We start from the raw sequence: 23,440 nt of genomic DNA, 5'->3' as shown, positions 1-23,440 counted from the left end.
TCATTCCGCTTCGGCGAGGAGCTGCGCCCGGCGTTCGACCAGCATGTCGTACACGGCGAGCGTCGCGAGCAGCAGGAACGTCACGACGACGGCCGCGATCACGAGCGGCGCCGGATTCGCGAGTCCCACCTCCAGCCCTGTCGTGCCGTCCTCGCGCTGATCGACGCTCACGAACAGCGAGTCGAAGAAGCCGAGTCGTCGGCCCTCAGTCGACCCCGACGAGAACATCAGCCACACCAGCGTGACGGTCACGATCCCCGCCACGGCGACGGCGGCCGCTACGACGCATCCGAGTGCTCTGAACATCCACTTCATGACGTTCCGTCCTTTCGATCTTCTGCATTCCGAGGAGCGAGAGCCCCACTGCCGCAGCGCTGATGACGAGGAGCGAGACGACGCTCACTCCGGTGGGGAGACCGAGGAGATCGGTCCCGAGGAGAAGGGTGCCGGTGACGATGCCTGTCGTCACGATGCCGACGATGACGGAGAACGGATTGCCCTTCTCCGGCGGGAAGGCGATGCCGGCGAGGGTCAGCACGACGATGTTCGACAGTGCGAAGCCGACCACGGCGAGGATCGTGACCACGTCGATCCCGGTGAGGGCCGACATCACGCCGGTTGGCACGGCGCACAGGACCAGCGCGGTCGCCTGCGGCGCGACGATGAGCAGATAGCGCACGAGCAGGCCGTGCCGCCGCGGCCCGATCGCGCGGAGCGGAGCCGTGGAGACGTGGGCGTACACGGCGGACACCGTGCAGGCCACGAGCAGGAACGGCGGCAGCTCGATGTCGAGGAGCAGGAGAGCGTAGGACCCGCCCAGCACGAGGCCGTACACCGTCATGGTCTCGATCGGGCGGAGGTGCGCGGCGACGTAGGCACCGAACTCGGAGCTCCCGAACAGGCGGGGAGCGATCGCGAATCTCCGGGTCGGCTCGAAGCTCCGCGGGTTCACGACAAGGATCAGTGCGACGAGCACGGCGACGATCGCGAGCCAGGCGACGGTCGCGACGACCGGGCCGAGCGTCTCGGCGAGATCGGCGAAGAGCAACTGGACCGCGAAGTGCTCGGGCCCGCGGTCGACCGCCGCGAACAGCACGCGCTCGGACTGGGCGGTGGTCACGACGGACAGGGCGATCAGGGAGCCCGCGAGGATCACCGGGACGAGGAACGACCGCAGCCGTGCGAGTCGCAGACGCAGGAGCCCGCGTTCGAGCGCCAGGTACAGGGCGCTCGCGAGGAGGTAGGAGATCACGGACGGCATGACGAGACACGTGACGATGTCGTCGAGAGTCCCGATCCCGCCGATCGACAGGGCTCCGAGGACGAGCGCTCCGAGGATCACGGCGGTCCCCGCTCCCACGAGCGCCGCCTCGAACAGCATGAACCCGATGGTTCGCGCCCGATTGGTCACGGGGAGGCAGTAGGTGAGCTCGACGAGGTCGTTCGACCGCAGGAACAGGACGCGGACGACCGTGAACAGCGCGAGGGTCCACATCGGCACGGCGGTGCAGGCCACGCGCAGCAGCGGGCGGAGCAGCTCGGGGTCGGTGATGATGCTCCGCAGCGTCACCACCCCGAACGTCAGCGCGCCGCCGAGGGCGATCACGACGACCGCCACGAGCAGCGCGCGGATCGCGGGCACTCGGAGCACCCCGTGCCGGAGAACCCTGCGAACGAGGAAGGTGCCGAGGAATCCGGCCAGGATCAGTGCGGGAGTCATGGCGTCGGAGAGGATGCCGGCCGGCCCGTGGCCTCCGCGACGAGGGCATCGAGAGACCCGTACCGACCGAACACCTCGTCGGTGCGGAGATCGTGGCGGACGGCGCCGTCGACCAGGAGGATCACCCGGTCGCAGACGGCCTCGATGAGACGCAGGTCGTGGCTGCAGAAGATGAGTGCTCGGTCCGCGCCCAGGCGACGGGCATCGGCGGTGAACGCGCGCACCGCATCGGCGTCGACGCCGTTGAGCGTCTCGTCGATGATCGTGAGGGGGCGCTCGACGAGAAGGCTCGCGATGACCTGCACCTTCTTGCGCATGCCGTGGGAGTAGTCCTCGATGAGGTCGCCTTCGCGGCCCGCCATGTCGTAGCGGCGGAAGAGGTCGGCCGCCTTCGCCGCGTCGGTCTCCTGGCCGTAGAGGCGGTGCATCAGATCGACGTACTCGCGTCCCGTGAGGAACTGCGGAAGGGTGTCGTTGCTCGCCGAGTAGGCGAGGTCCCGACGCGAGGCCCGGTCGCGGTGCGGGCGTCCCTGCATGCTGATCCGGCCGCCGCGAAGCTGCAGCAGATCGGCGAGAAGGCGGATGAGGGTCGACTTCCCGGAGCCGTTCGGTCCGACGAGGCCCACACGCTCGCCTCGGTCCACGGAGAAGGACACGCCCCGCAGGACGGGCCGGGACTTCACATAGGAGAATCCGACGGACGAGACGTCCAGCAGCATCTCGGCACCTTTCTTCTGGGTGTCCCTCGGCGCACCGTCAGTGACGCCGAGGGAACGGGGTGGCGTCACACGCACTCGATCGAGACGGAGACGCCCTTCTTGCTCCACTTCCAGTTGCCGGTGAACTTCCTGCCTCCGTTGGAGAAGAAGCACCAGAGTGCGAGGGCTGCGAGGAACGCCACCCCGAACACGAGGATCGCTGCTATCAGCACCAGCCACCAGGCGTCGACGCGGACGATCACGTCGTCGACGGCGTCCTGGACGCGTCGGCGCATCAGTGTGGGCTCGATCATCGACATCACGGACATGAACCACCTTCTTTCTACTTGTTGTCGGTGGGATGATGCTCGCAGTCGGGCGACCACTTCCACAAGCGATTCGAGGCGTATATACCGTCATACGACTACATTGCGTCGGCAGGTTCTCGCGAGTGAGTGGATCGCACTTGACCTTGACGTAGCGTCAACCTCTACCGTGGAGTCATCGAGCACGACGCCCGAGGGAAGGAGCAGGTCATGACGGGTCGGGACTGGTCGATCCAGGAGATCGCCCGCCTTGCGGGTACCACCAGCAGGACGCTGCGTCACTACGACGACATCGGCCTGCTGCCGCCGACGCGCATCGCGCACAACGGATACCGGCACTACGACCAGGCGGCTCTCGTGCAGCTGCAGCGGATCCTGCTCCTGAGGGAACTCGGACTCGGGCTGCCGCAGATCGCCGACGTGTTGCGAGCCGCTCCACAGGGCCAGGCCGAGGCCGCAGCCCTGGAGACGCACCTCGCGCTGCTGCGCGAAGAGCAGGACAGACTGGCGCGTCAGATCGCGTCGGTCCAGAGCACCATCACGGCACTGAGAGGAGGTGAAGAGCTCATGGCAGAGAACATGTTCGACGGCTTCGACCACACGCAGTACAAGGACGAGGTCGAGCAGCGCTGGGGCCGCACGGCCTACGTTGACGGCGACCGCTGGTGGCGGGGGATGAGGGATGCCGAGCGCGCCGACTGGCAGCAGCGCGTGGCCGACCTCGGTCGCGACTGGATCAGGGCGGCCGAGAGGGGCATCGACCCCGCATCCGCGGACGCCCAGGACATCGCACGTCGCCACGTCGAATGGTTGACGGGCGTGCCCGGCACCCCGGCATCCGTGCCCGGTGGCGACGTGAAGGCGTACGTGATCGGTCTCGGCGAGATGTACGTCGCCGATCCGCGCTTCGGCGCGAACTACGCGACGTCGTCCGGCGGGACCCACGGCGCCGAGTTCGTCCGTGACGCGCTCCGCGTCTATGCGGACGCGCACCTGTAGAACCTGGCGCGTTTCGTATCGTCGCTCCGCTCCTCGCTCAACGACCGGTCCATCGGTCGTTGAGCGAGCGGAGCGAGACGAGACGCGCCCTCTCCGCTCGAGACGTATCGAAGTCCCGCACTCGCCGCAAGAGCCGAGCCAGACGCCGCCTCCGGGCGTAGGGTCGTGCCATGACCCACCGTCGGAAGCGCACGAACGCGGCTTCGCTGTTCGTCGCCGCCACGATCGCCTACGCCGCGAACGCCGCTCTCGGCACCGCGGTCGCCGCCCGACTCGTCGACACCAAGAACTTCCGTTGGGTTCATCACGCGCTCTACATCGCCACGTGCGTCACGACCGCCGCCGCGCTGAGCGCTGTGCTGTGGGCGCGTCCCAAGCGGGCCAGCCGCCGCGCCGCGGCATCCCTCGCTCCGGCGATCGCACCGCTCGCGGCCATCCCGTACCTCGGTACCCACACCCGACGGCATCCGCTCGTCGCGCTCGCCGCAGCGCCCTTCGTCGTCGCGGGCCTCGTGTGCTCGCGCATCCCCTCCGACCGGAAGTGAACGCATGGAACTGCTCGATGTCATCCGCCGCCGCAAGACGACGAACGGTCCGTTCCTGCCGGACCCGGTGTCGGAAGAGCACCAGCGCATCCTGCTCGAGGCCGCCGGCCGCGCCCCCTCGCAGCTGAACAGCCAGCCGTGGCGGTTCGTCGTGATCGAGGACCGCGGCACGATCGACCGCATCGCGCGCATCTCTGGCGAGAGCATGACCGAGGCGATGTCGAACGGCACGTTCTTCGAGCGCTACAAGCCGTACTTCCGCTTCAGCCAGGCCGAGATGGAGGAGAAGCGCAGCGGGATGCTGTTCGACAAGCTCCCCGCCGCGCTCCGCCCCTTCACGAGCCAGGTGTTCACGAAGCGCGGGCAGAAGCTCATGAACACGTTCGGGGTGCCGAAGACGCTCGGCGAGGAGAACCACAAGCTCGTGGCGGGGTCGCCGCTGCTGCTCGGCGTGATGCTCGATCGCAGCGAGTACCGGCCCGGTCAGCTGTCGTCGTTCTACTCGGTGTTCAGCATGGGCGCCGCGATGGAGAACGTCTGGCTGACCACGGTCGAACTCGGCATGGGCATCCAGTTCATCTCGTTCCCGATGGAGGTGCCGGGGCGATGGGAGGAGATCATCGAGCTCCTCCACGTGCCCGACGATCTCGAGCTCATGGCCGTGTACCGGCTCGGCTACCTGCCGCCCGAGCAGCGCCGCCCCGCGATCGACTGGTCGAGCCATCAGCGCAAGCTCGTCTCGCAGTACGTGTTCCGTGAGACGTGCGAGCAGCCGCAGCAGGGCTGGGACGACCCGCCCGCCGACGCCGAGCGCTGAGCTCAACCGCCGCTCGTGCGCGGCAGCGTCTTCAGGTCGTGCAGCGCCGGCCCCTCGATGCGCGTGCCGTCGGCGGCGAAGCGGGAGGCGTGCAGGGGGCAGTCCCACGTGCAGTCGGCGTCGTTCCAGGCGAGCACACCGCCGAGGTGCGGGCACACCGCGTCGACGGCTCGAGTGACGCCGTCGACCGTCGAGACGCCGACCGGCAGTCCGCCGCGGTTCGCGACGACGCCCTCGCCCTCGGCGGGCCGGGGCACGGGGACGGACCGTCTCTCGGCATCCACCCACCCCGTGGTCGCGGCGGCGGCGACCTTCGCGCCCTCGACCGCCCCGCGAGCGAGGTCGGCGGGCACGGTGAGCCGCGTGCCGATCTTCACCATCCAGTCGGGGCGGTCGTGCCAGCTCGCGCCGAGCACCTCGGCGGTGAGGCGGAGGGCTGCGGCAGGGGCGTTCGAGAGGCCCCACTTCGCGTACCCGGTCGCGAAGCGCACGGCACCGAGACCGCGGGGCATCGCGCCGACGAACGGCAGCAGGTTGTGCGACTCGTAGTCCTGAGCGGACCAGCGATGCGTCTCCTCGGCACCGGGGTAGTGCTGCTGCGTCCACGCGACCAGGTCGTCGACCGCGGCACGCTCGCCGTCGGAGCGCCCGACCGGGTGCCCGTTGCCGCCGACCACGAGGTTCGAGCCGTCCTCGGGCCCGTCGGACGGCGAGACGGGACGGATCGATCTGGTCGGCCCGTCCGCGGAGATGTAGGTGGCAGCCGGGATGTCCCCGGGCACGCGGAACGAGACGCAGTACGACCGGAACGCGCGCATCTTGGCGAAGTACAGGCCGCGGTCGAGGATCGAGGCGCCCGTCGTGACGACGATGTGCTCGCCGAACAGCGGGCCGGACGATGTCTCCACCCGCGAGTCCGGCAGGGCATGGACGGCCGTCACGCGGATGCCGGTGTGCAGCGTCCCTCCCGCGGCGAGGAACTCCTCGGCCAGGGCTCGGGCCACCCGCATCGGGTCGATCGTCACCTGCTCGTCGAGCGCGACCGCTCCCGCGACCGGGAACGTCTCGGGCACCTGCGTGCCGATCAGCATCCGCGTCGGAAGTCCCGCTTCGCGTGCGGCGGCATGCGAGGCGCGCACGCTCTCCAGTGCGTCGGGGGTCTGCGCGTAGGTGTGGTCGGTGCGGCGCTCGTACGGCACGCCCGCGTGCTCCGCGAACTCGAGCAGCCAGTCCATCCCGGCGCGGTTCGCGTCGACGTACGCGCGGACCAGCGACGCCGAATGGTGTCGACGGATCTCGGCCAGGCGCTGTCCCTGCAGGAGCGACAACTTGCCGGTGTTGCCGCCCGTCGCGAGTTCACCGACCGCGCCGGCTTCGACCACGGCCACGTCGAGTCCCGCACGTACGAGCATGACGGCGGTGGCGAGACCCGTGAGGCCCGCGCCGACGATGACCACGTCGTGCCGCCCTCCGGACTCGAAGGGCGTGCCGACGGGCGGGGCGGAGTCGATCTTCCACAGCGGCTTCATGGCGTCAGTCTTGGCCCCTGGGGTGTGGTCGCACAGCGGGTTGACAAGCGTCCGCGGCGCTGCGAGAGCGGCGGGCTAGAGTGGCCGGGTGACTCCCCGCCGCCTGCTCCTCGTGTTCCTCGGGGGCGCCGCGGGCACGGCGGCGCGGCTCGCCCTGGGCCTGTGGATCCCGGAGGTCGGCGGCTTCCCGGTCGCGACTTTCGCCGTGAACGTCGCGGGCTCGTTCCTGATCGGCGTCCTCGCGGCGCGACTTCCGCAGACCACGGATCTGCGCGTGCTGCTGGGCACCGGAGTGCTCGGGGGCTTCACCACATACAGCGCGTTCATGACCGGCACGGTAGGGGTGTGGGCGACGGCGCCCGCTCTGGCCGTGGCGTACGCGGTCGCGAGCCTGGTGCTCGGTCTCGCCGCGGCGGCGCTCGGGCTGCGTCTCGGGCGCCCTCGCGACGTCGGCTCGACGCCGGAGGGTGCGCCGTGAGCCCCTTGCTGTTCCTCGGCGCTGCGCTCGCCGGGGGACTGGGGGCCACGCTGCGGTATGTGCTCGATGTCGCTGTGGGTTCGCTCGCCGGACGACGCTTCCCCTGGGGCATCCTGGCGGTGAACCTCACCGGTTCCTTCGCGCTCGGTCTCGTCACGACGGCCCTGCCCGAGCAGGCGTTCCTCCTCGGTGCGGGACTGCTGGGCGGGTACACGACCTTCAGCACCGCGATGCTCGACACGGTCGCGCTGTGGCGCGACGGCGAGCGCCCGGCATCCGCGTTCAATGCGGTGGGGATGCTGGTGCTGGGCCTGCTCGCGGCAGGCCTCGGGATGCTGCTCGGCGCGCAGCTCTGACGCCACCGGCGAATCGATGCTTGCGCGCGGCCGCCTGACCGGGTTAGTCTCCTTGCTAATCGTTTAACTGTTAATCGTTTAACACTGATCGACGCACACCTCCCGCACCCGTCAAAGGAGACACCGATGCCCCGCACCTCCCCTCGCGCCCTCGGCGCCCTCGCCGCCTCCGCGGTCGCCGTCCTGGCACTCAGCGCCTGCTCGTCCTCCACGGGCGGCGACTCCGCCTCCGGTGGCGACGTCACGCTCAGCTACGCGATCTGGGACGAGAACCAGAAGCCGGCCATGGAGGAGATCGCTGCGGCGTTCGAGAAGGAGAACCCGAACGTCTCCATCGACATCCAGGTCACGCCGTACAAGGAGTACTTCACCAAGCTGCAGACCGCGGCGACCGGAGGGTCGGCCGCCGACGTGTTCTGGATGAACGGCCCCAACTTCCAGCTCTACGCCTCGAACGGCCAGCTCGCCCCGCTCGACGATGCGGGGGTGGATGCCGCGGATTATCCCGAGGGTCTGATCGACCTCTACACCTACGACGGGAAGCTGTACGGCGCCCCGAAGGACTTCGACACCGTCGCGCTCTGGTACAACAAGGAGCTGTTCGACGCGGCCGGCGTCGCCCACCCCGCCGCCGGATGGACGTGGGACGACTTCACGGCCGCCGCCGCCGCCCTCACCGACCCCGCCACGGGCCAGTTCGGCGTCGCGGCGAGCCAGTACGGTCAGGAGAACTTCTACGACTCGATCGCGCAGGCCGGCGGCGAGGTCATCTCGGAAGACGGCACGAAGACCGGGTACGACAGCCCCGAGGCGCTCGAGGGCATCGAGCTGTGGACCGATCTGATCGCTGCGGGCTCTTCGCCCACGGCGCAGCAGATGACCGACACGAACCCCGAGGACATGTTCCTCTCGGGCAAGGTCGCGATGTTCCAGAACGGCTCCTGGGCGGCGATCGCCTACGGCAGCAACTCCGATATCGCCGACAAGGTCGACGTCGCTCCCCTTCCCGCCGGGCCCGAGGGCAGCCAGAGCGTGATCCACGGTGTCGGCAACGTCGCCAACGCGAAGAGCGCGCACCTGGCTGAGGCGAAGGCGTTCGCGGCGTTCGCGAGCGGCGAGGAGGCCGCGAAGATCCAGGCCGAGACCGGCACCGTGATCCCCGCGTTCGACGGCACGCAGGATGCCTGGGTCGACGCCCTGCCGCAGTACGACCTCCAGGTCTACATCGACGCGCTCGACACCGCCGTGCCCTACCCCGTGTCGAGGAACACGTCGGCGTGGACGAGCATCGAGAGCGAGGTGCTCTCGCAGGTCTGGTCGGGAGCGGTCACGCCCGAGGCCGGCCTGAAGGACCTGGCCGAGAAGATGCAGGCCGCGCTGGACGCCGAGCAGGAGTGACGCCGTCATGACCGTCGTCGCCCCCCGCGAAGCCGTGCAGGCGGAGCGGATGCCGGAGCCGCCGCGCTCCGGCATCCGCCGCCGACGGCGCAGCCCCGGCGCCTCGCCCTGGTGGGCGTTGGTCTTCCTCGGCCCCACGGCCGTCGGCATCGCCGCGTTCTACCTGTGGCCGACCGTGCGGACGCTCCTCATCTCGTTCACCAAGTCCGGGCCGTTCGGCGGCTCGGAGTGGGTCGGGATCGACAACTACGCCCGTCTGTTCCAGGATCCCGAGCTGATCGGCGCCCTGCGCAACACCGCGCTGTACACGGTGATCGCGCTCATCGGCATCCCGCTCGCGGTGGCGATCGCCGCCCTCCTCAACACCACGGGCCTCAAGGGGCGCAGCGCCTACCGCACGCTGTACTTCATCCCGGTCGTGACGATGCCCGCCGCGATCGCGCTGGTCTGGCGCATGATCTACAACGGCGACTACGGGGTGCTGAACGCCGCGCTCGGCGCAGTGGGCATCGACGGGCGCAGCTGGCTGACCGATCCGAGCACGGCGCTGATCGCGATCGCCGTCGTGGGGATCTGGGCCGGCCTCGGCACGAACATCGTGATCTTCCTCGCGGGGCTGCAGGGCATCCCCGACACGATCATGGAGGCCGCCGACCTCGACGGCGCCGGCCCCGTGCGCAAGTTCTTCTCCATCACGATCCCGCTGCTGTCGCCCTCGATCTTCTTCGTGAGCGTCATCAGCGTGATCGGCGCGCTGCAGGTCTTCGACCTCGTCTACATGATGCTGGGACGCAGCAACCCGGCCATGCCCAACACCCGCACCGTGGTCTACCTGTTCTACGAGGCCGGGTTCCTCGACAACGACCGCGGCTACGCGGCCGCCGTCGCCTTCCTGCTGCTGCTCATCATCCTGGTGCTGACGATCGTGCAGTTCCGCCTGCAGAAGAAGTGGGTGCACTATGAGTGACGTCTCGCTCGACACGCGCGCCGTCGTCGGCGCCGCCCCCGGCCGATCGGGATCCCGCCCCGGAAAGCCGCGCAACCGCGGCCTCTGGATCGTGCACCTCGTGCTCATCGTGGGCGCGGTCCTCATGGTGTTCCCGTTCGTGTGGCAGCTGCTGACCTCGTTCAAGACGCTGTCCGACTCGGTGCAGGTGCCGCCGTCGATCCTGCCGCGCGAATGGGTGTTCACGAACTTCGCCGAGGTGTTCGACTCGATGCCCTTCGCGCAGATGTTCGCCAACTCGGTGCTGCTCACGATCGGTCGCACGGTGGGGCAGGTCGTGCTGTGCACGATGGCCGGCTACGCCTTCGCGCGCATCCCGTTCCCCGGCCGCAACGCGCTGTTCGTCGTGTTCCTCTCGGTGCTCATGGTGCCCTCGCAGCTGTACCTGCTGCCGCAGTACGAGATCATCCAGGCGCTCGGGTGGCTCAACACGCTGCAGGCGCTCATCGTGCCCGGCATCTTCAGCGCCTTCGGCACCTTCCTGATGCGGCAGTTCTTCCTCTCGATGCCCGCCGAGCTCGAGGAGGCCGCGCGCATCGACGGCGCGAATCCGTGGCAGACCTTCTGGCGGATCATGGTTCCGCTCGCGAAGCCTGGCATCATCGCACTTGTGGTGTTCACTGTGCTGTGGTCCTGGAACGATCTGCTCTGGCCGTTGATCGTGACGACCGACCCGGCGCGCATGCCGCTGTCGGTGGGGCTCTCGCAGCTCGTCGGCATCCACGGCACCGACTACCCGGTGCTCATGGCCGGCGCCCTGCTCGCCACGCTGCCGATGCTGGTGACGTTCATGATCCTGCAGCGGCAGTTCATCCAGGGCATCGCCTTCAGCGGATCGAAGGGATGACATGACCGAGCGCAGACAGCACGCACCCCGCCGCCCCACGCTGCGGATGGTGGCGGAGCGCGCGGGCGTGTCGACCGCGACCGTGTCGTACGTGTTCTCCGGTCGGTCGGGATCGTCGGGTGCCGGGGTCGCCGAGGCCACGGCGGCCCGCGTCCTCGCGGCGGCGGAGGCGCTGAACTACCGGCCGAACAGCGCGGCGCGCGCGATCCGGACCGGTCGCACCGGCATGATCCAGCTGTCGCTGCACATGCTCAGCGACCCGTGGTCGCTCGCGGTCGCCGACGCCGTCAACGTGGAGGCGAACCGGCACGGCCTCACCACCCTGATCCTCGCCGACGGCGACTGGCACGCAGCCCTCGACCGCGTCGAGAGCGACGTCGCCTATCTCGATGGGATCGGCCTCGACGAGGACGCCGTGGGAAAGCTCGGCGACCTCGTGCAGCGGGGGCAGCGGCTCGTGGTGTTCACGGAGCAGCCGCTCGACCCTGACGGCTTCGACGTGGTGCGCTCCGATGCGATCCCCGGCTGTGAGATCGCGATGGACCACCTGCTCGAGCGGCATACGCGGATCGGCGCCCTCACGGCCGAAGGCGCGGTGCGCCTCGCCCCGACTCAGGTCACGCGGTACACCCCGTACCTCCAGCGCATGGCCGACGCCGGGATCGAGGTCGACCCCGCGTGGACCGCCACCTACGGCGACTCGCAGTCGAGCGCGTTCGAGGCGGCCGTCGGGCTGCTGTCCCGCGACGACCGGCCCGAGGCGATCTACGCGACGACCGACTTCGCGGCGATCGCGGCGATCAACGCGGCGCACATGCTCGGACTGCGGGTGCCGCACGACGTCGCGGTGATCGGCATCGGCAACACCCCGGACGCGCAGCTCATCGCCCCGACCCTCACCACGGTCGGCCCGACCGACTTCTTCGCGCGTCAGGCGCGCATCATCACCGACCGCGCTCTCGCGCCCGCCGGCTCAGCCCCGCAGGTGCACGAGTTCCCGTGGTCACTCTTCCCCGGAGCGTCGACGGACCTCGACGCCCCGGCATCCCGCTCGCGGTGACGCTCGTGCACCGCACCCCTCTCTCGACTCAAGGACACACCGTGGATCTCACCATCGGCATCATCGGCTTCGGCGCGCGCGCCACCCTCCGCGACGAGGTGCACCGCCCCGGCGAGGGCTCGCGCGTCACCGCCGTCTGCGACCCCTCCGAGCGCGCTCGGGACGACGCGCGCCGCCTGTTCCCCGAGGCGCTCGTCACGGATTCGCTCGACGAGCTGCTGGCCTCGGGGGTGGATGCCGTCATGGTGCTGACCCCGGACGACACGCACGCCGCGCTGAGCATCCGGGCGCTGGAGGCGGGCGTCGCGGTGTTCTGCGAGAAGCCGCTCGCGATCGACCTCGCCGACGCCGACGCCATGCTGCGGACGGCACGGCGCACCGGCAGCCGCCTCTACATCGGCCACAACATGCGCCACATGCCGGTCATCACCCTCATGCGCGGCCTGATCCAGGACGGCCGCATCGGCGACGTGAAGGCCGTGTGGGTACGGCATTTCGTGGGGCACGGCGGCGACTACTACTTCAAGGACTGGCACGCCGACCGCCGCCGCACCACTGGGCTGCTGCTGCAGAAGGGCGCGCACGACATCGACATCATCCACTGGCTCGCGGGCGCCTACACCGTGCAGGTCGCCGCGATGGGCGAGCTCAGCGTGTACGGTGCGATCACCGATCGGCGCGAACGCCGGGGGGAGCGGATGCCGGACTGGTTCAGCGTCGACAACTGGCCGCCGACGTCGCTGACCGGACTGCACCCGGTGATCGACGTCGAGGACATCTCGATGGTCAACATGCGGCTGTCGGGCGGCATCCTCGCCTCATATCAGCAGTGCCACTTCACGCCGGACTACTGGCGCAACTACACCGTGATCGGCACCGAGGGGCGCATCGAGAACTTCGGCGACACGGCCGGCAGCGAGGTGCGTCTGTGGAACAGGCGGCACCGCGGGGCGGCGGACGCCGACGAGACGTTCATCGTTCCCGAGGTGGTCGACGCGGGGCACGAGGGGGCGGACGCCCTGCTCGTCGCGGAGTTCCTGCGGTTCGTGCGCGACGGCGGCCTCACCGAGACCTCGCCGGTCGCGGCGCGCGAGGCCGTGGCCGCCGGCATCCTCGCGACGCAGTCGCTGCGCGGCGACGGCTCGGCGATCGAGGTCCCCGAGCTCGACGCCGACCTCGTCGCCTACTTCGAGCGCGGTCAGGTGGAGGTCTCCGCCGCCTGACCGGGCCCGTCCTGTCGGGTCGAGCCGGCACATGGCCGTCTCGACCGGGTGCTCACTCGGGTGTCGCGATGCGGTCGCGCGCGGCATGGGCGAGCATCGTGGGCACGATGGTCGCGATCACGTTGAGTAGGAGAAGGACGCTCAGGATGATCCCGAAGTCCCGCCACGGCGGTGCGAAGTCGGCGGCCCCCTGCGTCGCGAGCGCGGCGTCCAGAAGCGTGCTGAAGAACAGCCCGATGCCACCGCCGGTGCCGACGACGATCACGCCCTCGAACAGCGCTTGCCGACGCTGCTGGGCGGGGGTGGCGCCGGCGAGCTCGGCGAGGTGGATCTCGCGTTCCCGCTGCTGCCCCGCCATGAACACGAGCACGACGGATCCGGTGACCGATACCCCCAGGGGGAACCCGACCAGCAGGATGAAGCCCGCCAACTGAGACGCGCTGCCCGAGTTGCTCGCGAACAGCGAGGTGAACAGGAAGACCGCTGTCGCGATCGAACCGGATGCCGCGACCGTCCTGGCCGTCGAGGCGATCAGCGTCTTGCGCGCGAGGAACCACGACGCCGAGACATGCTCGGGCACCAGACCGGTCCAGAAGCGGACGAGACCGATGATGGTGATCGGCCCCCCTGTGTTCACCGCCGCGATGCCGAGGACTCCGCCGAGAAGCGCCAGCATCGCGGCTCCGCTCGGGTCGGCCGAGGTGAATGCGGCGGCGATCGCGCATGCCGCGAGCACGCCGAAGACGATCATGCCGGTCCAGCGCCGGCGATCCATCGGGAGTTCGCGCACGCCCTCGGAGCGGATCGCCTCGAGGGGGCTGATCGTGCGCAGTTCTCTGCCGACGCCTCGCACGGCCAGCACGCAGACCAGCGCGATAGCGGCGGCGCCGAGGGCGTAGCCGGGATACACCCCGGCTGTCGACATCGGCGGGGTGTAGAGCAGTTGCGCTGATCGCATGATGTCCAGGACGGCGGGCGTCAGAAGGATCGCGACCGGCGTCGCGACGATGAACGCGGCGACGGACAGGAGGGCGATCTGCGCGCGCAGCACGCGGAGCAGCTGGCGGTCGGTCATCCCGGCCAGTTGCCACAGAGCCATCACGCGTCGCCGTTGGTAGACGATCGAGTTCACGACGTTGCGCACGGTGAGAGAGCCGACGAACGAGATGACGATGAACGCCATCGTGGTGGCGGAGGAACCGGCCGCACCGAGCAGGGACACCAGCTGCGGATCGAGAGGCGACCCGTCGGCCGCACGGAACGGCGGCCGGGTCGCAGGCTCCATCAGGAAGAGGGGCGTGTTGGTGATGCTGACCATGAGCATGCCGGTCACGCTCATCGCGCTGATCTGCACGACGATGAGCACGACGAGGGCACCGATCCAGATGCGGAGCGAGTGCCGTAGATCGGCGATCACGAGGTGGAGCATCGTCAGAGCTCCCCGCGAAGGGCGACGAGCATCTCGGCGACGCCCTCGCTCGTCGGGGCCGTCATCTGCGACACCACCGCGCCGTCGCGCAGGAAGACGACGCGGTCGCACTGCGCGGCGACGGTCGGGTCGTGCGTGGCCATCACGACGCACTGCCCGTACTGACGCACGGCGCGCTGCAGGAGCGCGAGGACGGCGGCTCCGGTGGCGGTGTCGAGAGCGCCGGTGGGTTCGTCGGCGAACACGATCGCCGGCTGGGACGCCATCACGCGGGCGATCGCGACGCGCTGCTGCTGTCCGCCGGAGAGCTGGCTGGGCATCCGGTTCTCACGCCCCTCGAGTCCGACCTCGGCGATCGTGCGACGGATCTGAGCGGGGTCGACCTTGCGCTTCGCCAGACGAGCCGGCAGCGCCACGTTCTCGAACACCGTGATCGACGGGATGAGGTTGTACTGCTGGAAGATGAAGCCGACGTGGTCGCGGCGGAACTCCGCCAGCTGGGCGCGGTTCAGTGCGGCGATATCGGTGCCGAGAAGCATCGACCGGCCGCTGGTCGGAGCGTCGAGGCCGGCGAGGTTGTACAGGAGCGTCGACTTGCCCGACCCGGACGGACCCATCAGTGCCGTGATGCTCGCCGGTGCGAAGGAGATGTCGACGCCGCGCAGCGCGTGCGTCTCCTCCCCGCCGGTGCGGAATACCTTCGTGAGCCCCTCTGCGCGGACGATGACGGGAGACGACATGGTGCCCTTCCGGATCTCGAGGAATAGGCGGCCGACTCTATTCGCGTCGTGTTCACGTGCGACGCGTTCCCAAGTGAACGGAGGTCGTCCCGGGCGAATCCTCAGCTTCGACAGGCAAGATGTACAAACGTACATGTACGCCCGTACAGGAGGTCGGATGAGCGAGGGCACCCGGCGGCGCCGCGACCCCGAGGCGCGACGTCGCGAGATCGTGACCGCAGCCGCCGAACTCATCGTCGAGATCGGAGTCGACGCCCTCACGCACCGCAAGGTGGCCGCCCGCGCGGGTGTCCCGCTCGGCGCGACGACACAGTACTTCGCGACACTCGACGACCTGCGGGATGCCGCGCTCGGGGCGCTGGCCGCCGAGATCCAGACCCGCGTCGACGAGACCCGCCGCGCAGTGATCGCCGAGGGCGTGACGCCCGACGGCATCGCGCGCCTCGTGCGCCAGGCGCTCGACGACGCACGCGCCGTCCACGCCGACCGCGCGGTCGTCACGGCCGCGGTGCACGACCCCCGCGTGCGCGACTTCGCCCGCCAGTGGTCCGACGAGATCGTCGGCTTCATGTCCCCCGTTCACGGTCAGCGTCGCGCACGGGCTGCCGCCGTCTTCATCGACGGCGTACTCTGGCACGCGCAGATCCACGACGAGCCGCTCGACGAAGAGCTGATCCGCGACGCCCTCGCCGGCATCCTCACCCCGGCACAGGTGTCCGCACCCGCATCGACCGCCGCAGCATCCGCTTGACCGACAGAGAGAACCCCATGTCGAACCTCGCCGTCCTGAGCCTCAAGAACCGCGCACTGATCGCGCTGATCACGATCGTCGCGGCGATCTTCGGCGGACTCGCCCTGACGAACCTCAAGCAGGAGCTCATCCCCTCGCTGGAGCTGCCCAACCTCATGGTCATGACGACCTACCCGGGCGCATCGCCCGAGGTCGTCGAGAACGACGTGTCGACGCCCATCGAGGCGGCGATCCAGGGTGTGCCCGGACTCGACAGCACCACCGCGACCAGCACCACGAACGCCTCGATCGTGCAGGCGACCTTCGCCTACGGCACGAACCTCGCCACGGCGGAGCAGAAGATCCAGCAGGCGATCAACCGCATCTCGGGGCAGCTGCCCGAAGACCTCAGCCCGCAGGTGCTCGCGGTCTCGATCGACGACTTCCCGGTGATCCAGGTCGCGGTGACGGGCTTCGACGACGCCGACAACGCCCAGGCGCAGCTCGAGAACGTCGCGATCCCCGAGCTCGAGGACGTCGACGGGGTCAACGCGGCGCAGATCATCGGCGGCGTCGGCCAGCGCATCACCATCACGCCGGACGTCGCCGCGCTCGCCGCCGCGGGTGAGAGCACGCAGGCGATCGGCACCGCCCTGCAGCAGAACGGAACCCTGTTCCCGGGCGGCGACATCACCGAGGACGGCCAGACGCTCACCGTGCAGACCGGCGCGAAGATCACCTCTGTCGAGGAGATCGCCGCGCTGCCGCTCGTCGGCACCGACGTCACGATCGGCGAGGTCGCGACCGTCGCGCAGGAGGACGACCCGATCTCGTCGATCTCCCGCGTCGACGGCGAGGACGCCCTCTCGATCTCGATCACGAAGCTCCCGGCCGCGAACACCGTGGAGGTCTCTCAGGGCATCATCGCGGCTCTCGACACGATCGGCGAGGCGCTGCCGGATGCCGAGTTCACGATCATCTTCGACCAGGCGCCGTTCATCGTTCAGTCGATCGAGACCCTCGCGACCGAGGGACTCCTCGGACTCGTGATGGCCGTTCTGGTCATCCTCGTGTTCCTCATGTCGGTGCGGTCGACGCTCGTCACGGCGATCTCGATCCCGACCAGCGTGCTCATCACGTTCATCGGGCTGCAGGCGTTCGGGTACTCGCTCAACATCCTGACCCTCGGGGCCCTGACGATCGCGATCGGCCGTGTCGTCGACGACTCGATCGTCGTGATCGAGAACATCAAGAGGCACTATGTCGGGGATGCCGACAAGGGCGCCGCCATCCGGCTGGGGGTGCGCGAGGTCGCGATGGCGGTGACCGCGTCGACCATCACGACCGTCGCGGTGTTCCTGCCCATCGTGTTCGTCGGCGACATGGTCGGTGAGCTGTTCCGTCCGTTCGCGATGACGGTGACGATCGCGATGGTCGCGTCGCTCCTCGTCTCGCTGACGATCGTGCCGGTGCTCGCGTACTGGTTCCTTCGTCCGGGCAAGCCGCTGCTCGACGAGAACGGCGAGCCGATCGACCCCGAGCACGAGGATGCCCCGCCCACGCGTCTGCAGCGCGGCTACCGGCCGGTGCTCGCCTGGACGCTCAAGCACTCCTGGATCACCGTCATCCTCGCGGTCGTCGTGCTCGGCGGGACGATCGCGGCGGCTCCGCTCATGAAGGTCAACTTCCTCAGCGACTCCGGGCAGAACACCATGACCGTCACGCAGGACCTCGGACCGACCGCGAGCCTGGAGACGAAGTCCGAGGCGGCCGTGGCCGTGGAGGACGCGCTGAGCGACATCGACGGCATCACGCACGTGCAGGCCTCGATCGGGTCCAGCGGCTCCGCGCTGCGCGACGCCTTCTCGGGTGGAGCGGGCGTGACGTACTCGGTGCTCACCGACAGCGACGCCGACCAGGAGAAGCTCCGCGCCGAGGTGCAGGGTGCGATCGAGAAGCTCACCGACGTGGGCGAGGTGTCGGTCGCGGCATCCGCGGGACTCGGCTCGAGCGACATCGAGATCACGGTCTCGGCCTCGACCGCCGACGACCTCGACACCGCGACGAAGGCCGTGGTCGCCGAGCTCGAGGGACGGGACGGCATCGGTCAGGTGAGCGACAACCTCGCGGCCGCCCTGCCGTACCTCGCCGTGGTCGTCGACCGCGACGCGGCCGCCGCGCGCGGTCTGTCGGAGGCCGCGGTCGGAGGGATCGTCTCGGGCACCATGCGTCCGCAGCAGCTCGGGACGGTCGAGATCGACGACACCTCCCTGACGGTGTACCTCGCAACCGCCGAACCGCCCGCGACCGCGGACGCGCTGCGCGAACTGGCGATCCCGACCCCGCTCGGCGTCGTGCAGCTGCAGGACATCGCGACCGTCGAGGAGCGCAACGGACCCACGTCGATCACGACCGAGCAGGGACGCCGAACCGCGACCGTGACCGTGCCCCCGGCATCCGACAACCTCGCCACCGCGACGCAGTCGGTGACCGAGGCGCTCGCTGCGGTCGACCTGCCCGATGGAGCGTCGGCCGAGGTCGGCGGCGTGGCCTCCCAGCAGGCGGACTCGTTCTCGCAGCTCGGTCTCGCGATGCTCGCGGCGATCCTCATCGTGTACGTCGTGATGGTCGCGACGTTCAAGTCGCTGCGTCAGCCGCTGCTGCTGCTCATCTCGGTGCCGTTCGCGGCGACCGGGGCGATCCTGCTGCAGATCGTGACGGGCGTGCCGCTCGGCGTCGCCTCGCTCATCGGCGTGCTGATGCTCATCGGCATCGTGGTGACGAACGCGATCGTGTTGATCGACCTCGTGAACCAGTACCGCGAGAAGGGGCTGTCGACCGCCGCGGCGGTGATGGCCGGCGGTGAGAAGCGTCTGCGGCCGATCCTCATGACAGCCCTCGCGACCATCTTGGCGCTGACCCCGATGGCGCTGGGCATCACCGGGCACGGCGGATTCATCTCGCAGCCGCTCGCGATCGTCGTGATCGGCGGTCTGCTGTCGTCGACGGTGCTCACGTTGGTCGTGCTGCCGACGCTGTACAACCTCGTCGAGGGCGCGAAGGAGCGGCGCCGGGCGCGTAAGAGCGGTGGCTCGGATGGTGTCGCGGATGCCCTGGACGAGGGTCCGGACGCTTCAGCCGGGCCCGTGTCGGAAGGAGCCTCGGCCACGGCATCCGGCTCGGCCCTGCCCCATGCCCCGCAGCTGACCCGCCGTGAGTTGCGGGAGCGCGGCGAACTGTAGCTTCCCGCTGGCGTCCTGCCTCGCAGGCACCGGGGTCTCGCCTGCCACAACTCCGGAGAACTGACCCCGCCCAGGCCGAGGAGCGCCGTGGCAGCGGCATAGCGGTCCGGTTCTCCGGAGTTGTGAGACGCGGACCGTAGCTCCGGGCTGGCGGGCGAGGGCGACGGCGGGATCGGCTCAGTCGAGCGTGAGGCCCCAGTGCAGCGCCCAGGTCTCGCCGGGCGCGAGGCGGCGGAGGCCGCGACCGCTGTTCAGCGCGTCCGCGGGGGCGGTCATGGGCTCGATCGCGACGGCCAGGGGCCGTCCGGGGTACTTGTCGGTCGTGAAGACCTGCACGACGTCGAAGCCTTCGCCCTGCCACAGGGTCAGTCGACGTCCGTCCGGTGCCGTGAGCGTGTGCCGGACCAGGCCGTCTGGATCGCGGTCGAGGTCGGTGAAGCCGGTGTCGAGCGACACGTCGCCGAGGCGGACGCCCTCCCGCAGGGAGGCATCGGCCGGGTGGGTGCCGACGGGCAGCATCCGCTCGTCGGTCTCGAAGCGTGTGCGCGCGGGCACGCGGAGCACGAGGTCCTGTTCTGCGACGCCGCCGATCGTGAGGAACGGATGCGTCCCGACCGCTACCGGGGCCGCGGTGTCGGAGTGATTCGTGATGACGTGCTCGACGTCGATGCCGTCCGCGCGCAGCGTGTACGTCACGCTCGTCTCGAGCAGGTAGGGGTATCCGGTCTGCGGCACGACCCACGCGCGCAGAGTCGCGGACGAGGCGCCCTCGGTGATCTCGTAGGCGGTGAAGCGCAGCAGCCCGTGGCTCGCGTTCGAGAACTTCGGTTCGGTGATCGCCAGCTGCCGCTCGACGCCCTCGTCGCTCCACCGACCGTCACGCACGCGGTTCGGCCAGGGCACGAGCACGACGCCCGAGCACGACGGCGTCGGGGCGTCGAGCGGGTACGGGGCGACGAGGTCGACGCCGCCGATCTGCAGAGAGCGGAGCGAGGCACCGACCTGCGCGATCTGGGCCGAGACGTCGCCGAGCTGGAGATGAACCTGGGTGCCGGTGGGGGATGCGGAGGTCACACCGTCATCGTAGGGCGCGGTGGCACGGTGCGGGCTCCCAGGTGCGACGGGTACACTGGGGGAGTCGGCTTCGGGCACCCGCGTATGGACGCGGACGTTTTCGAGCAAGAAGTGTGAGCCCAGGGGCCGATGGTGAGCGTCGATCGACGTTAATCAACCATCACATGAATGGCCCCGGCCGCTGACAGTCCGGACCCGCTGCACGATCGACAGATCGGATGCCGGGTGCTCGCGCGTGTGCGCGGCGCTGTTCTCGTGCGAGAACTCAGAAGGACAGAACCATGCCCAAGAACAAGAAGCCCCGCGGCGGACGACCCGCCGCCAATTTCGAGCCGCGCTACGGCGCCAAGAAGACCTCGTTCCACGATCGTCACGCCGGCGGTCGCGACGGGGGTCGCGACGCACGTGACGCGCGTGACACCCGAGGCGGGCGAGCGGATGCCGGCGAGCGGCGCCCCGCAGCGACCGGATACGACCGTCGCCCCGGCAGCCGCAGCCCCGGTCACCGCGGGTACCGTGCTGCCGAGGAGGGCGGCGCCCCCAAGCAGCGCTGGAACGCCCAGGAGCGTGCCGGCCGCGACGAGGCTCGCAGCATCCGCAATCGCGCGGAGTCCGGCCGCCGTGAGGCGCCGCACCGCCGCGACGAGAACCCGCGCTTCGGTGACCGGAGTGAGCGTCCCCGGTACGGCAACGACCGTCCCGCCGGCGCCCGCCGCTTCGACGACCGCCCGCGCCGGGACGAGCGCTCCGAGCGTCCGCGCTTCGACCGCGACGACCGTGGCGCCGAGCGTCCTCGTTTCGACCGTGATGCGCGTCCGCAGCGCGACGACCGTGGTTACGGCGACCGTGCCCCGCGTCGTGACGACCGCGGTGAGCGTCCTCGGTACAGCGACCGTGGCGCCGAGCGTCCTCGTTTCGATCGTGATGCGCGTCCGCAGCGCGACGACCGCGGCTACGGTGACCGTGCCCCGCGTCGTGACGACCGTGGCGAGCGTCCCCGGTACAGCGACCGTGGCGCCGAGCGCCCCGAGCGTTCCTACGACGCGGATCGCGCACGCCGCGCGTTCGACCGCGACCGCGCTCAGCGTTCGATCGAGGGTGGCCGCGATGAGCGGTCGCGTCCCTCGACCGGCGGCGCGTACCGCACCGAGCGCCCTCGTCGCGACGACCGTTCGCAGCGCGACGCGCGTCCGAGCCGGAGCGACTGGAACGCCACGCCGAAGGCCGCGTTCGAGCCGACTGAGGACGTCGTGCACGAGCGTCTCGAGGCGAAGGCCGTGCAGGCCGTCGAGGTGAACGACGTGACCTTCGCCGACCTCGGTCTCGGGTCGAACATCGTCGAGACGCTCGCGAACATGGGGGCGGCGACGCCGTTCCCGATCCAGGCCGCCAGCATCCCGGCTGTGCTCGAGGGTCGCGACGTGCTCGCTCGCGGCCGCACCGGATCCGGCAAGACCATCGCGTTCGGCGCGCCGCTCGTCGAGCGCGTGCTGCAGTCGCAGGCCGGCAAGCGCCGCGAGTTCGGAAGGTCGCCGCGTGCGATCATCCTCGCTCCGACGCGCGAGCTCGCGCTGCAGATCGATCGTACGATCCAGCCGATCGCGCGCAGCGTCGGACTGTTCACGACGCAGGTCTACGGTGGCGTGCCGCAGGGCCGTCAGGTGGGTGCGCTCAAGAAGGGCGTCGACATCGTGATCGGCACGCCCGGTCGCATCGAGGACCTCATCAACCAGGGCAAGCTCGACCTCTCCGACTGCCGCATCGCGGTGCTCGACGAGGCCGACCACATGTGCGAGCTCGGATTCGTCGAGCCCGTCCAGCGCATCCTCCGGGCGACGGCCGATGGCAGCCAGAAGCTGCTGTTCTCGGCGACGCTCGACCGTGAGGTCGCTGCGCTCGTCGACGAGTTCCTCGTCGACCCGGCCGTGTACGAGGTCGCCGGTGAGGACCAGGAATCCAGCACGATCGAGCACCGAGTGCTGGTGATCGAACACCGCGACAAGGCCGAGATCCTCACGTCGCTCGTCGACCGCGAGGGCAAGACGCTCGTGTTCGCCCGCACCCGCGCGTACGCCGAGATGCTCGCCGAGCAGTTCGACGACGCCGGCATCCCTGCGGTGTCGCTGCACGGCGACCTCAACCAGAACAAGCGCACGCGCAACCTCGAGCGTCTGACCTCCGGACGCGTGAACGTGCTCGTCGCGACCGATGTCGCCGCGCGCGGCATCCACGTCGACGACATCGATCTGGTGGTGCAGGCCGACGCCCCCGACGAGTACAAGACGTACCTTCACCGCTCCGGTCGCACCGGCCGCGCGGGTCGCTCGGGGCGTGTCGTCACGCTCATCACGCGTCAGCGTCAGCGTCGTATGAACGAGCTGCTGGAGCGCGCCGAGATCGAGGCGCCGTTCGAGAACGCGCGTGTCGACGACGATCTGATCGAGGAGATCGCCGGTCGGATGCCGTCGGCGGCCGACCTCACCGCCTGATCGCTCGTGTTTCGAAGGCCTCGTCCCGCATCCGTGGGACGAGGCCTTCTGCGTGTTCAGGACGTTTCGTCTCGCTGCGCTCGCTCAACGACCTCCGGCGGAGCGCAGCGATCTTCTCCCGGTCGTCGAGCGGAGCGCAGCGACGCTCTCCCGGTCATTGAGCGAGGAGCGCAGCGACGAGACGAAACGACTCAACCGAGGGTGTGCTCGTGCACGGCCGTCGTCAGGGTCGTGCCGTTCAGCGTGAGGTAGAGGGTCTGCTCGGTGACGGTGAGCGTCGCGGTGTTGCGCCGTTCGAGGAGCGGGGCGGCGGTGGCGATGAACTCGGGGTCGAAGCTGTAGACGCGCACGTCGTCGGCGCGGTGGATGCGCTTGTCGGCCCAGGGTGCCATGACCTTGGCGGGATCGCGGTGCGTGTAGACCACGACGCGGTCCGCGAGCCGCGTCGCGTGATGCAGACGCTCGGCGTCGGGCGCTCCGACCTCGATCCAGGCCGTGATCGCCCCGGTGAGATCGCGGGCGATGACGGCGGGTTCTTCGGTCGACGACACGCTGCCCCCGAACGCGATGCCTTCGGTGTGCTCGAGGCCGTAGGCGAGGACGCGCGTGAGCATGTACGCGTCGGTCTCGGACGGATGCCGGGCGGCGCGCAGCGAGTAGTCCTCGTAGACACCCCGGTCCATGTCCGCGAGCTGCACGTCGAACGTGTGGATTGTCGAGCCGATCGCCATAGT

Annotated in this window: 22 protein-coding genes; 13 read left to right on the top strand and 9 right to left on the bottom strand. The window is 69.6% G+C overall.

The window, feature by feature from the left end; genetic code table 11:
* The 4 genes from MRBLMX7_RS07685 to MRBLMX7_RS07670 all read right to left on the bottom strand — a co-directional run bounded on the left by MRBLMX7_RS07685 (position 1) and on the right by MRBLMX7_RS07670 (position 2,747).
* Complete coding sequence (locus MRBLMX7_RS07685; RefSeq protein ID WP_363367239.1) at positions 1-252, bottom strand: hypothetical protein; 252 nt, start codon at positions 250-252, stop codon at positions 1-3.
* A complete protein-coding gene (locus MRBLMX7_RS07680) occupies positions 206-1,720 on the bottom strand; it encodes a hypothetical protein (RefSeq protein ID WP_363367237.1) in 1,515 nt (504 codons plus the stop codon). The genes MRBLMX7_RS07685 and MRBLMX7_RS07680 overlap by 47 nt, the downstream gene beginning before the upstream one ends.
* A complete protein-coding gene (locus MRBLMX7_RS07675; protein ID WP_363367235.1) occupies positions 1,717-2,439 on the bottom strand; it encodes an ABC transporter ATP-binding protein in 723 nt (240 codons plus the stop codon). The genes MRBLMX7_RS07680 and MRBLMX7_RS07675 overlap by 4 nt, the downstream gene beginning before the upstream one ends.
* A 65-nt stretch (positions 2,440-2,504) precedes the next feature.
* The gene (locus MRBLMX7_RS07670) at positions 2,505-2,747 is read right to left on the bottom strand and encodes a hypothetical protein (protein ID WP_050723261.1); all 243 of its coding nucleotides are present in this window, start codon (positions 2,745-2,747) and stop codon (positions 2,505-2,507) included.
* 207 nt (positions 2,748-2,954) lie between these two features.
* On the opposite strand from MRBLMX7_RS07670, the gene MRBLMX7_RS07665 reads away from it, so the two are divergent.
* The 3 genes from MRBLMX7_RS07665 (at position 2,955) to MRBLMX7_RS07655 (ending at position 5,105) form a co-directional block, all read left to right on the top strand.
* Complete coding sequence (locus MRBLMX7_RS07665) at positions 2,955-3,743, top strand: MerR family transcriptional regulator (protein WP_363367233.1); 789 nt, start codon at positions 2,955-2,957, stop codon at positions 3,741-3,743.
* A gap of 170 nt (positions 3,744-3,913) precedes the next feature.
* Positions 3,914-4,288 (top strand): hypothetical protein, encoded by a 375-nt coding sequence (locus MRBLMX7_RS07660; RefSeq protein WP_363367231.1) that lies wholly within the window; start codon positions 3,914-3,916, stop codon positions 4,286-4,288.
* Between the two features lie 4 nt (positions 4,289-4,292).
* Complete coding sequence (locus MRBLMX7_RS07655) at positions 4,293-5,105, top strand: nitroreductase family protein (RefSeq protein WP_363367229.1); 813 nt, start codon at positions 4,293-4,295, stop codon at positions 5,103-5,105.
* A 2-nt stretch (positions 5,106-5,107) separates the two neighbouring features.
* Here MRBLMX7_RS07655 and MRBLMX7_RS07650 read toward each other — a convergent pair whose 3' ends face one another.
* A complete protein-coding gene (locus tag MRBLMX7_RS07650; protein ID WP_363367228.1) occupies positions 5,108-6,634 on the bottom strand; it encodes an FAD-dependent oxidoreductase in 1,527 nt (508 codons plus the stop codon).
* Between the two features lie 88 nt (positions 6,635-6,722).
* On the opposite strand from MRBLMX7_RS07650, the gene MRBLMX7_RS07645 reads away from it, so the two are divergent.
* The 7 genes from MRBLMX7_RS07645 (at position 6,723) to MRBLMX7_RS07615 (ending at position 13,002) form a co-directional block, all read left to right on the top strand.
* Complete coding sequence (locus tag MRBLMX7_RS07645) at positions 6,723-7,112, top strand: fluoride efflux transporter FluC (RefSeq protein ID WP_363367226.1); 390 nt, start codon at positions 6,723-6,725, stop codon at positions 7,110-7,112.
* Positions 7,109-7,468: a fluoride efflux transporter FluC gene (locus tag MRBLMX7_RS07640; RefSeq protein WP_363367224.1), complete on the top strand. Its 360-nt coding sequence runs from the start codon at positions 7,109-7,111 to the stop codon at positions 7,466-7,468. The genes MRBLMX7_RS07645 and MRBLMX7_RS07640 overlap by 4 nt, the downstream gene beginning before the upstream one ends.
* 126 nt (positions 7,469-7,594) lie before the next feature.
* The gene (locus tag MRBLMX7_RS07635) at positions 7,595-8,866 is read left to right on the top strand and encodes an ABC transporter substrate-binding protein (RefSeq protein WP_363367219.1); all 1,272 of its coding nucleotides are present in this window, start codon (positions 7,595-7,597) and stop codon (positions 8,864-8,866) included.
* Positions 8,867-8,873: 7 nt separating this feature from the next.
* Positions 8,874-9,833: a carbohydrate ABC transporter permease gene (locus tag MRBLMX7_RS07630; protein ID WP_050723269.1), complete on the top strand. Its 960-nt coding sequence runs from the start codon at positions 8,874-8,876 to the stop codon at positions 9,831-9,833.
* A complete protein-coding gene (locus tag MRBLMX7_RS07625) occupies positions 9,826-10,719 on the top strand; it encodes a carbohydrate ABC transporter permease (protein ID WP_200903859.1) in 894 nt (297 codons plus the stop codon). Before MRBLMX7_RS07630 ends, MRBLMX7_RS07625 begins: the two co-directional genes overlap by 8 nt.
* Before the next feature lies 1 nt (position 10,720).
* Complete coding sequence (locus MRBLMX7_RS07620; protein ID WP_363367216.1) at positions 10,721-11,779, top strand: LacI family DNA-binding transcriptional regulator; 1,059 nt, start codon at positions 10,721-10,723, stop codon at positions 11,777-11,779.
* A gap of 41 nt (positions 11,780-11,820) precedes the next feature.
* The gene (locus MRBLMX7_RS07615) at positions 11,821-13,002 is read left to right on the top strand and encodes a Gfo/Idh/MocA family protein (RefSeq protein ID WP_363370858.1); all 1,182 of its coding nucleotides are present in this window, start codon (positions 11,821-11,823) and stop codon (positions 13,000-13,002) included.
* Positions 13,003-13,054: 52 nt separating this feature from the next.
* On the opposite strand, the gene MRBLMX7_RS07610 is transcribed toward MRBLMX7_RS07615, so the two are convergent.
* Both MRBLMX7_RS07610 and MRBLMX7_RS07605 read right to left on the bottom strand, forming a co-directional pair.
* Positions 13,055-14,431 (bottom strand): FtsX-like permease family protein, encoded by a 1,377-nt coding sequence (locus MRBLMX7_RS07610; RefSeq protein WP_363367214.1) that lies wholly within the window; start codon positions 14,429-14,431, stop codon positions 13,055-13,057.
* A 2-nt stretch (positions 14,432-14,433) separates the two neighbouring features.
* On the bottom strand, positions 14,434-15,171 hold the full coding sequence (locus tag MRBLMX7_RS07605; RefSeq protein WP_363367212.1) for an ABC transporter ATP-binding protein: 738 nt from the start codon (positions 15,169-15,171) through the stop codon (positions 14,434-14,436).
* A 157-nt stretch (positions 15,172-15,328) separates the two neighbouring features.
* On the opposite strand from MRBLMX7_RS07605, the gene MRBLMX7_RS07600 reads away from it, so the two are divergent.
* Both MRBLMX7_RS07600 and MRBLMX7_RS07595 read left to right on the top strand, forming a co-directional pair.
* The gene (locus tag MRBLMX7_RS07600; RefSeq protein ID WP_363367210.1) at positions 15,329-15,922 is read left to right on the top strand and encodes a TetR/AcrR family transcriptional regulator; all 594 of its coding nucleotides are present in this window, start codon (positions 15,329-15,331) and stop codon (positions 15,920-15,922) included.
* Positions 15,923-15,939: 17 nt separating this feature from the next.
* Entirely contained in the window at positions 15,940-19,143 is a 3,204-nt protein-coding gene (locus MRBLMX7_RS07595; RefSeq protein ID WP_363367208.1) for an efflux RND transporter permease subunit, read from the top strand.
* Positions 19,144-19,320: 177 nt separating this feature from the next.
* Here the strand turns inward: MRBLMX7_RS07595 and MRBLMX7_RS07590 are convergent, their stop codons facing one another.
* The gene (locus MRBLMX7_RS07590) at positions 19,321-20,217 is read right to left on the bottom strand and encodes an aldose 1-epimerase family protein (protein WP_363367206.1); all 897 of its coding nucleotides are present in this window, start codon (positions 20,215-20,217) and stop codon (positions 19,321-19,323) included.
* A gap of 281 nt (positions 20,218-20,498) precedes the next feature.
* Between MRBLMX7_RS07590 and MRBLMX7_RS07585 the strand changes: the two genes are divergently transcribed.
* Positions 20,499-22,706, top strand: a complete 2,208-nt coding sequence (locus MRBLMX7_RS07585) for a DEAD/DEAH box helicase (RefSeq protein WP_363367204.1) — start codon at positions 20,499-20,501, stop codon at positions 22,704-22,706.
* 191 nt (positions 22,707-22,897) lie between these two features.
* Here MRBLMX7_RS07585 and MRBLMX7_RS07580 read toward each other — a convergent pair whose 3' ends face one another.
* Positions 22,898-23,437, bottom strand: a complete 540-nt coding sequence (locus tag MRBLMX7_RS07580) for a YaeQ family protein (RefSeq protein ID WP_363367201.1) — start codon at positions 23,435-23,437, stop codon at positions 22,898-22,900.
* Positions 23,438-23,440: the final 3 nt, after the last annotated feature.

The sequence above is a fragment of the Microbacterium sp. LMX7-1.2 genome (genome assembly GCF_040675935.1).
Classification (GTDB): Bacteria; Actinomycetota; Actinomycetes; order Actinomycetales; family Microbacteriaceae; genus Microbacterium.
The sequence above is the reverse complement of the archived record's forward strand: the minus strand, read 5'-3'. Positions and strand labels throughout refer to the sequence as shown.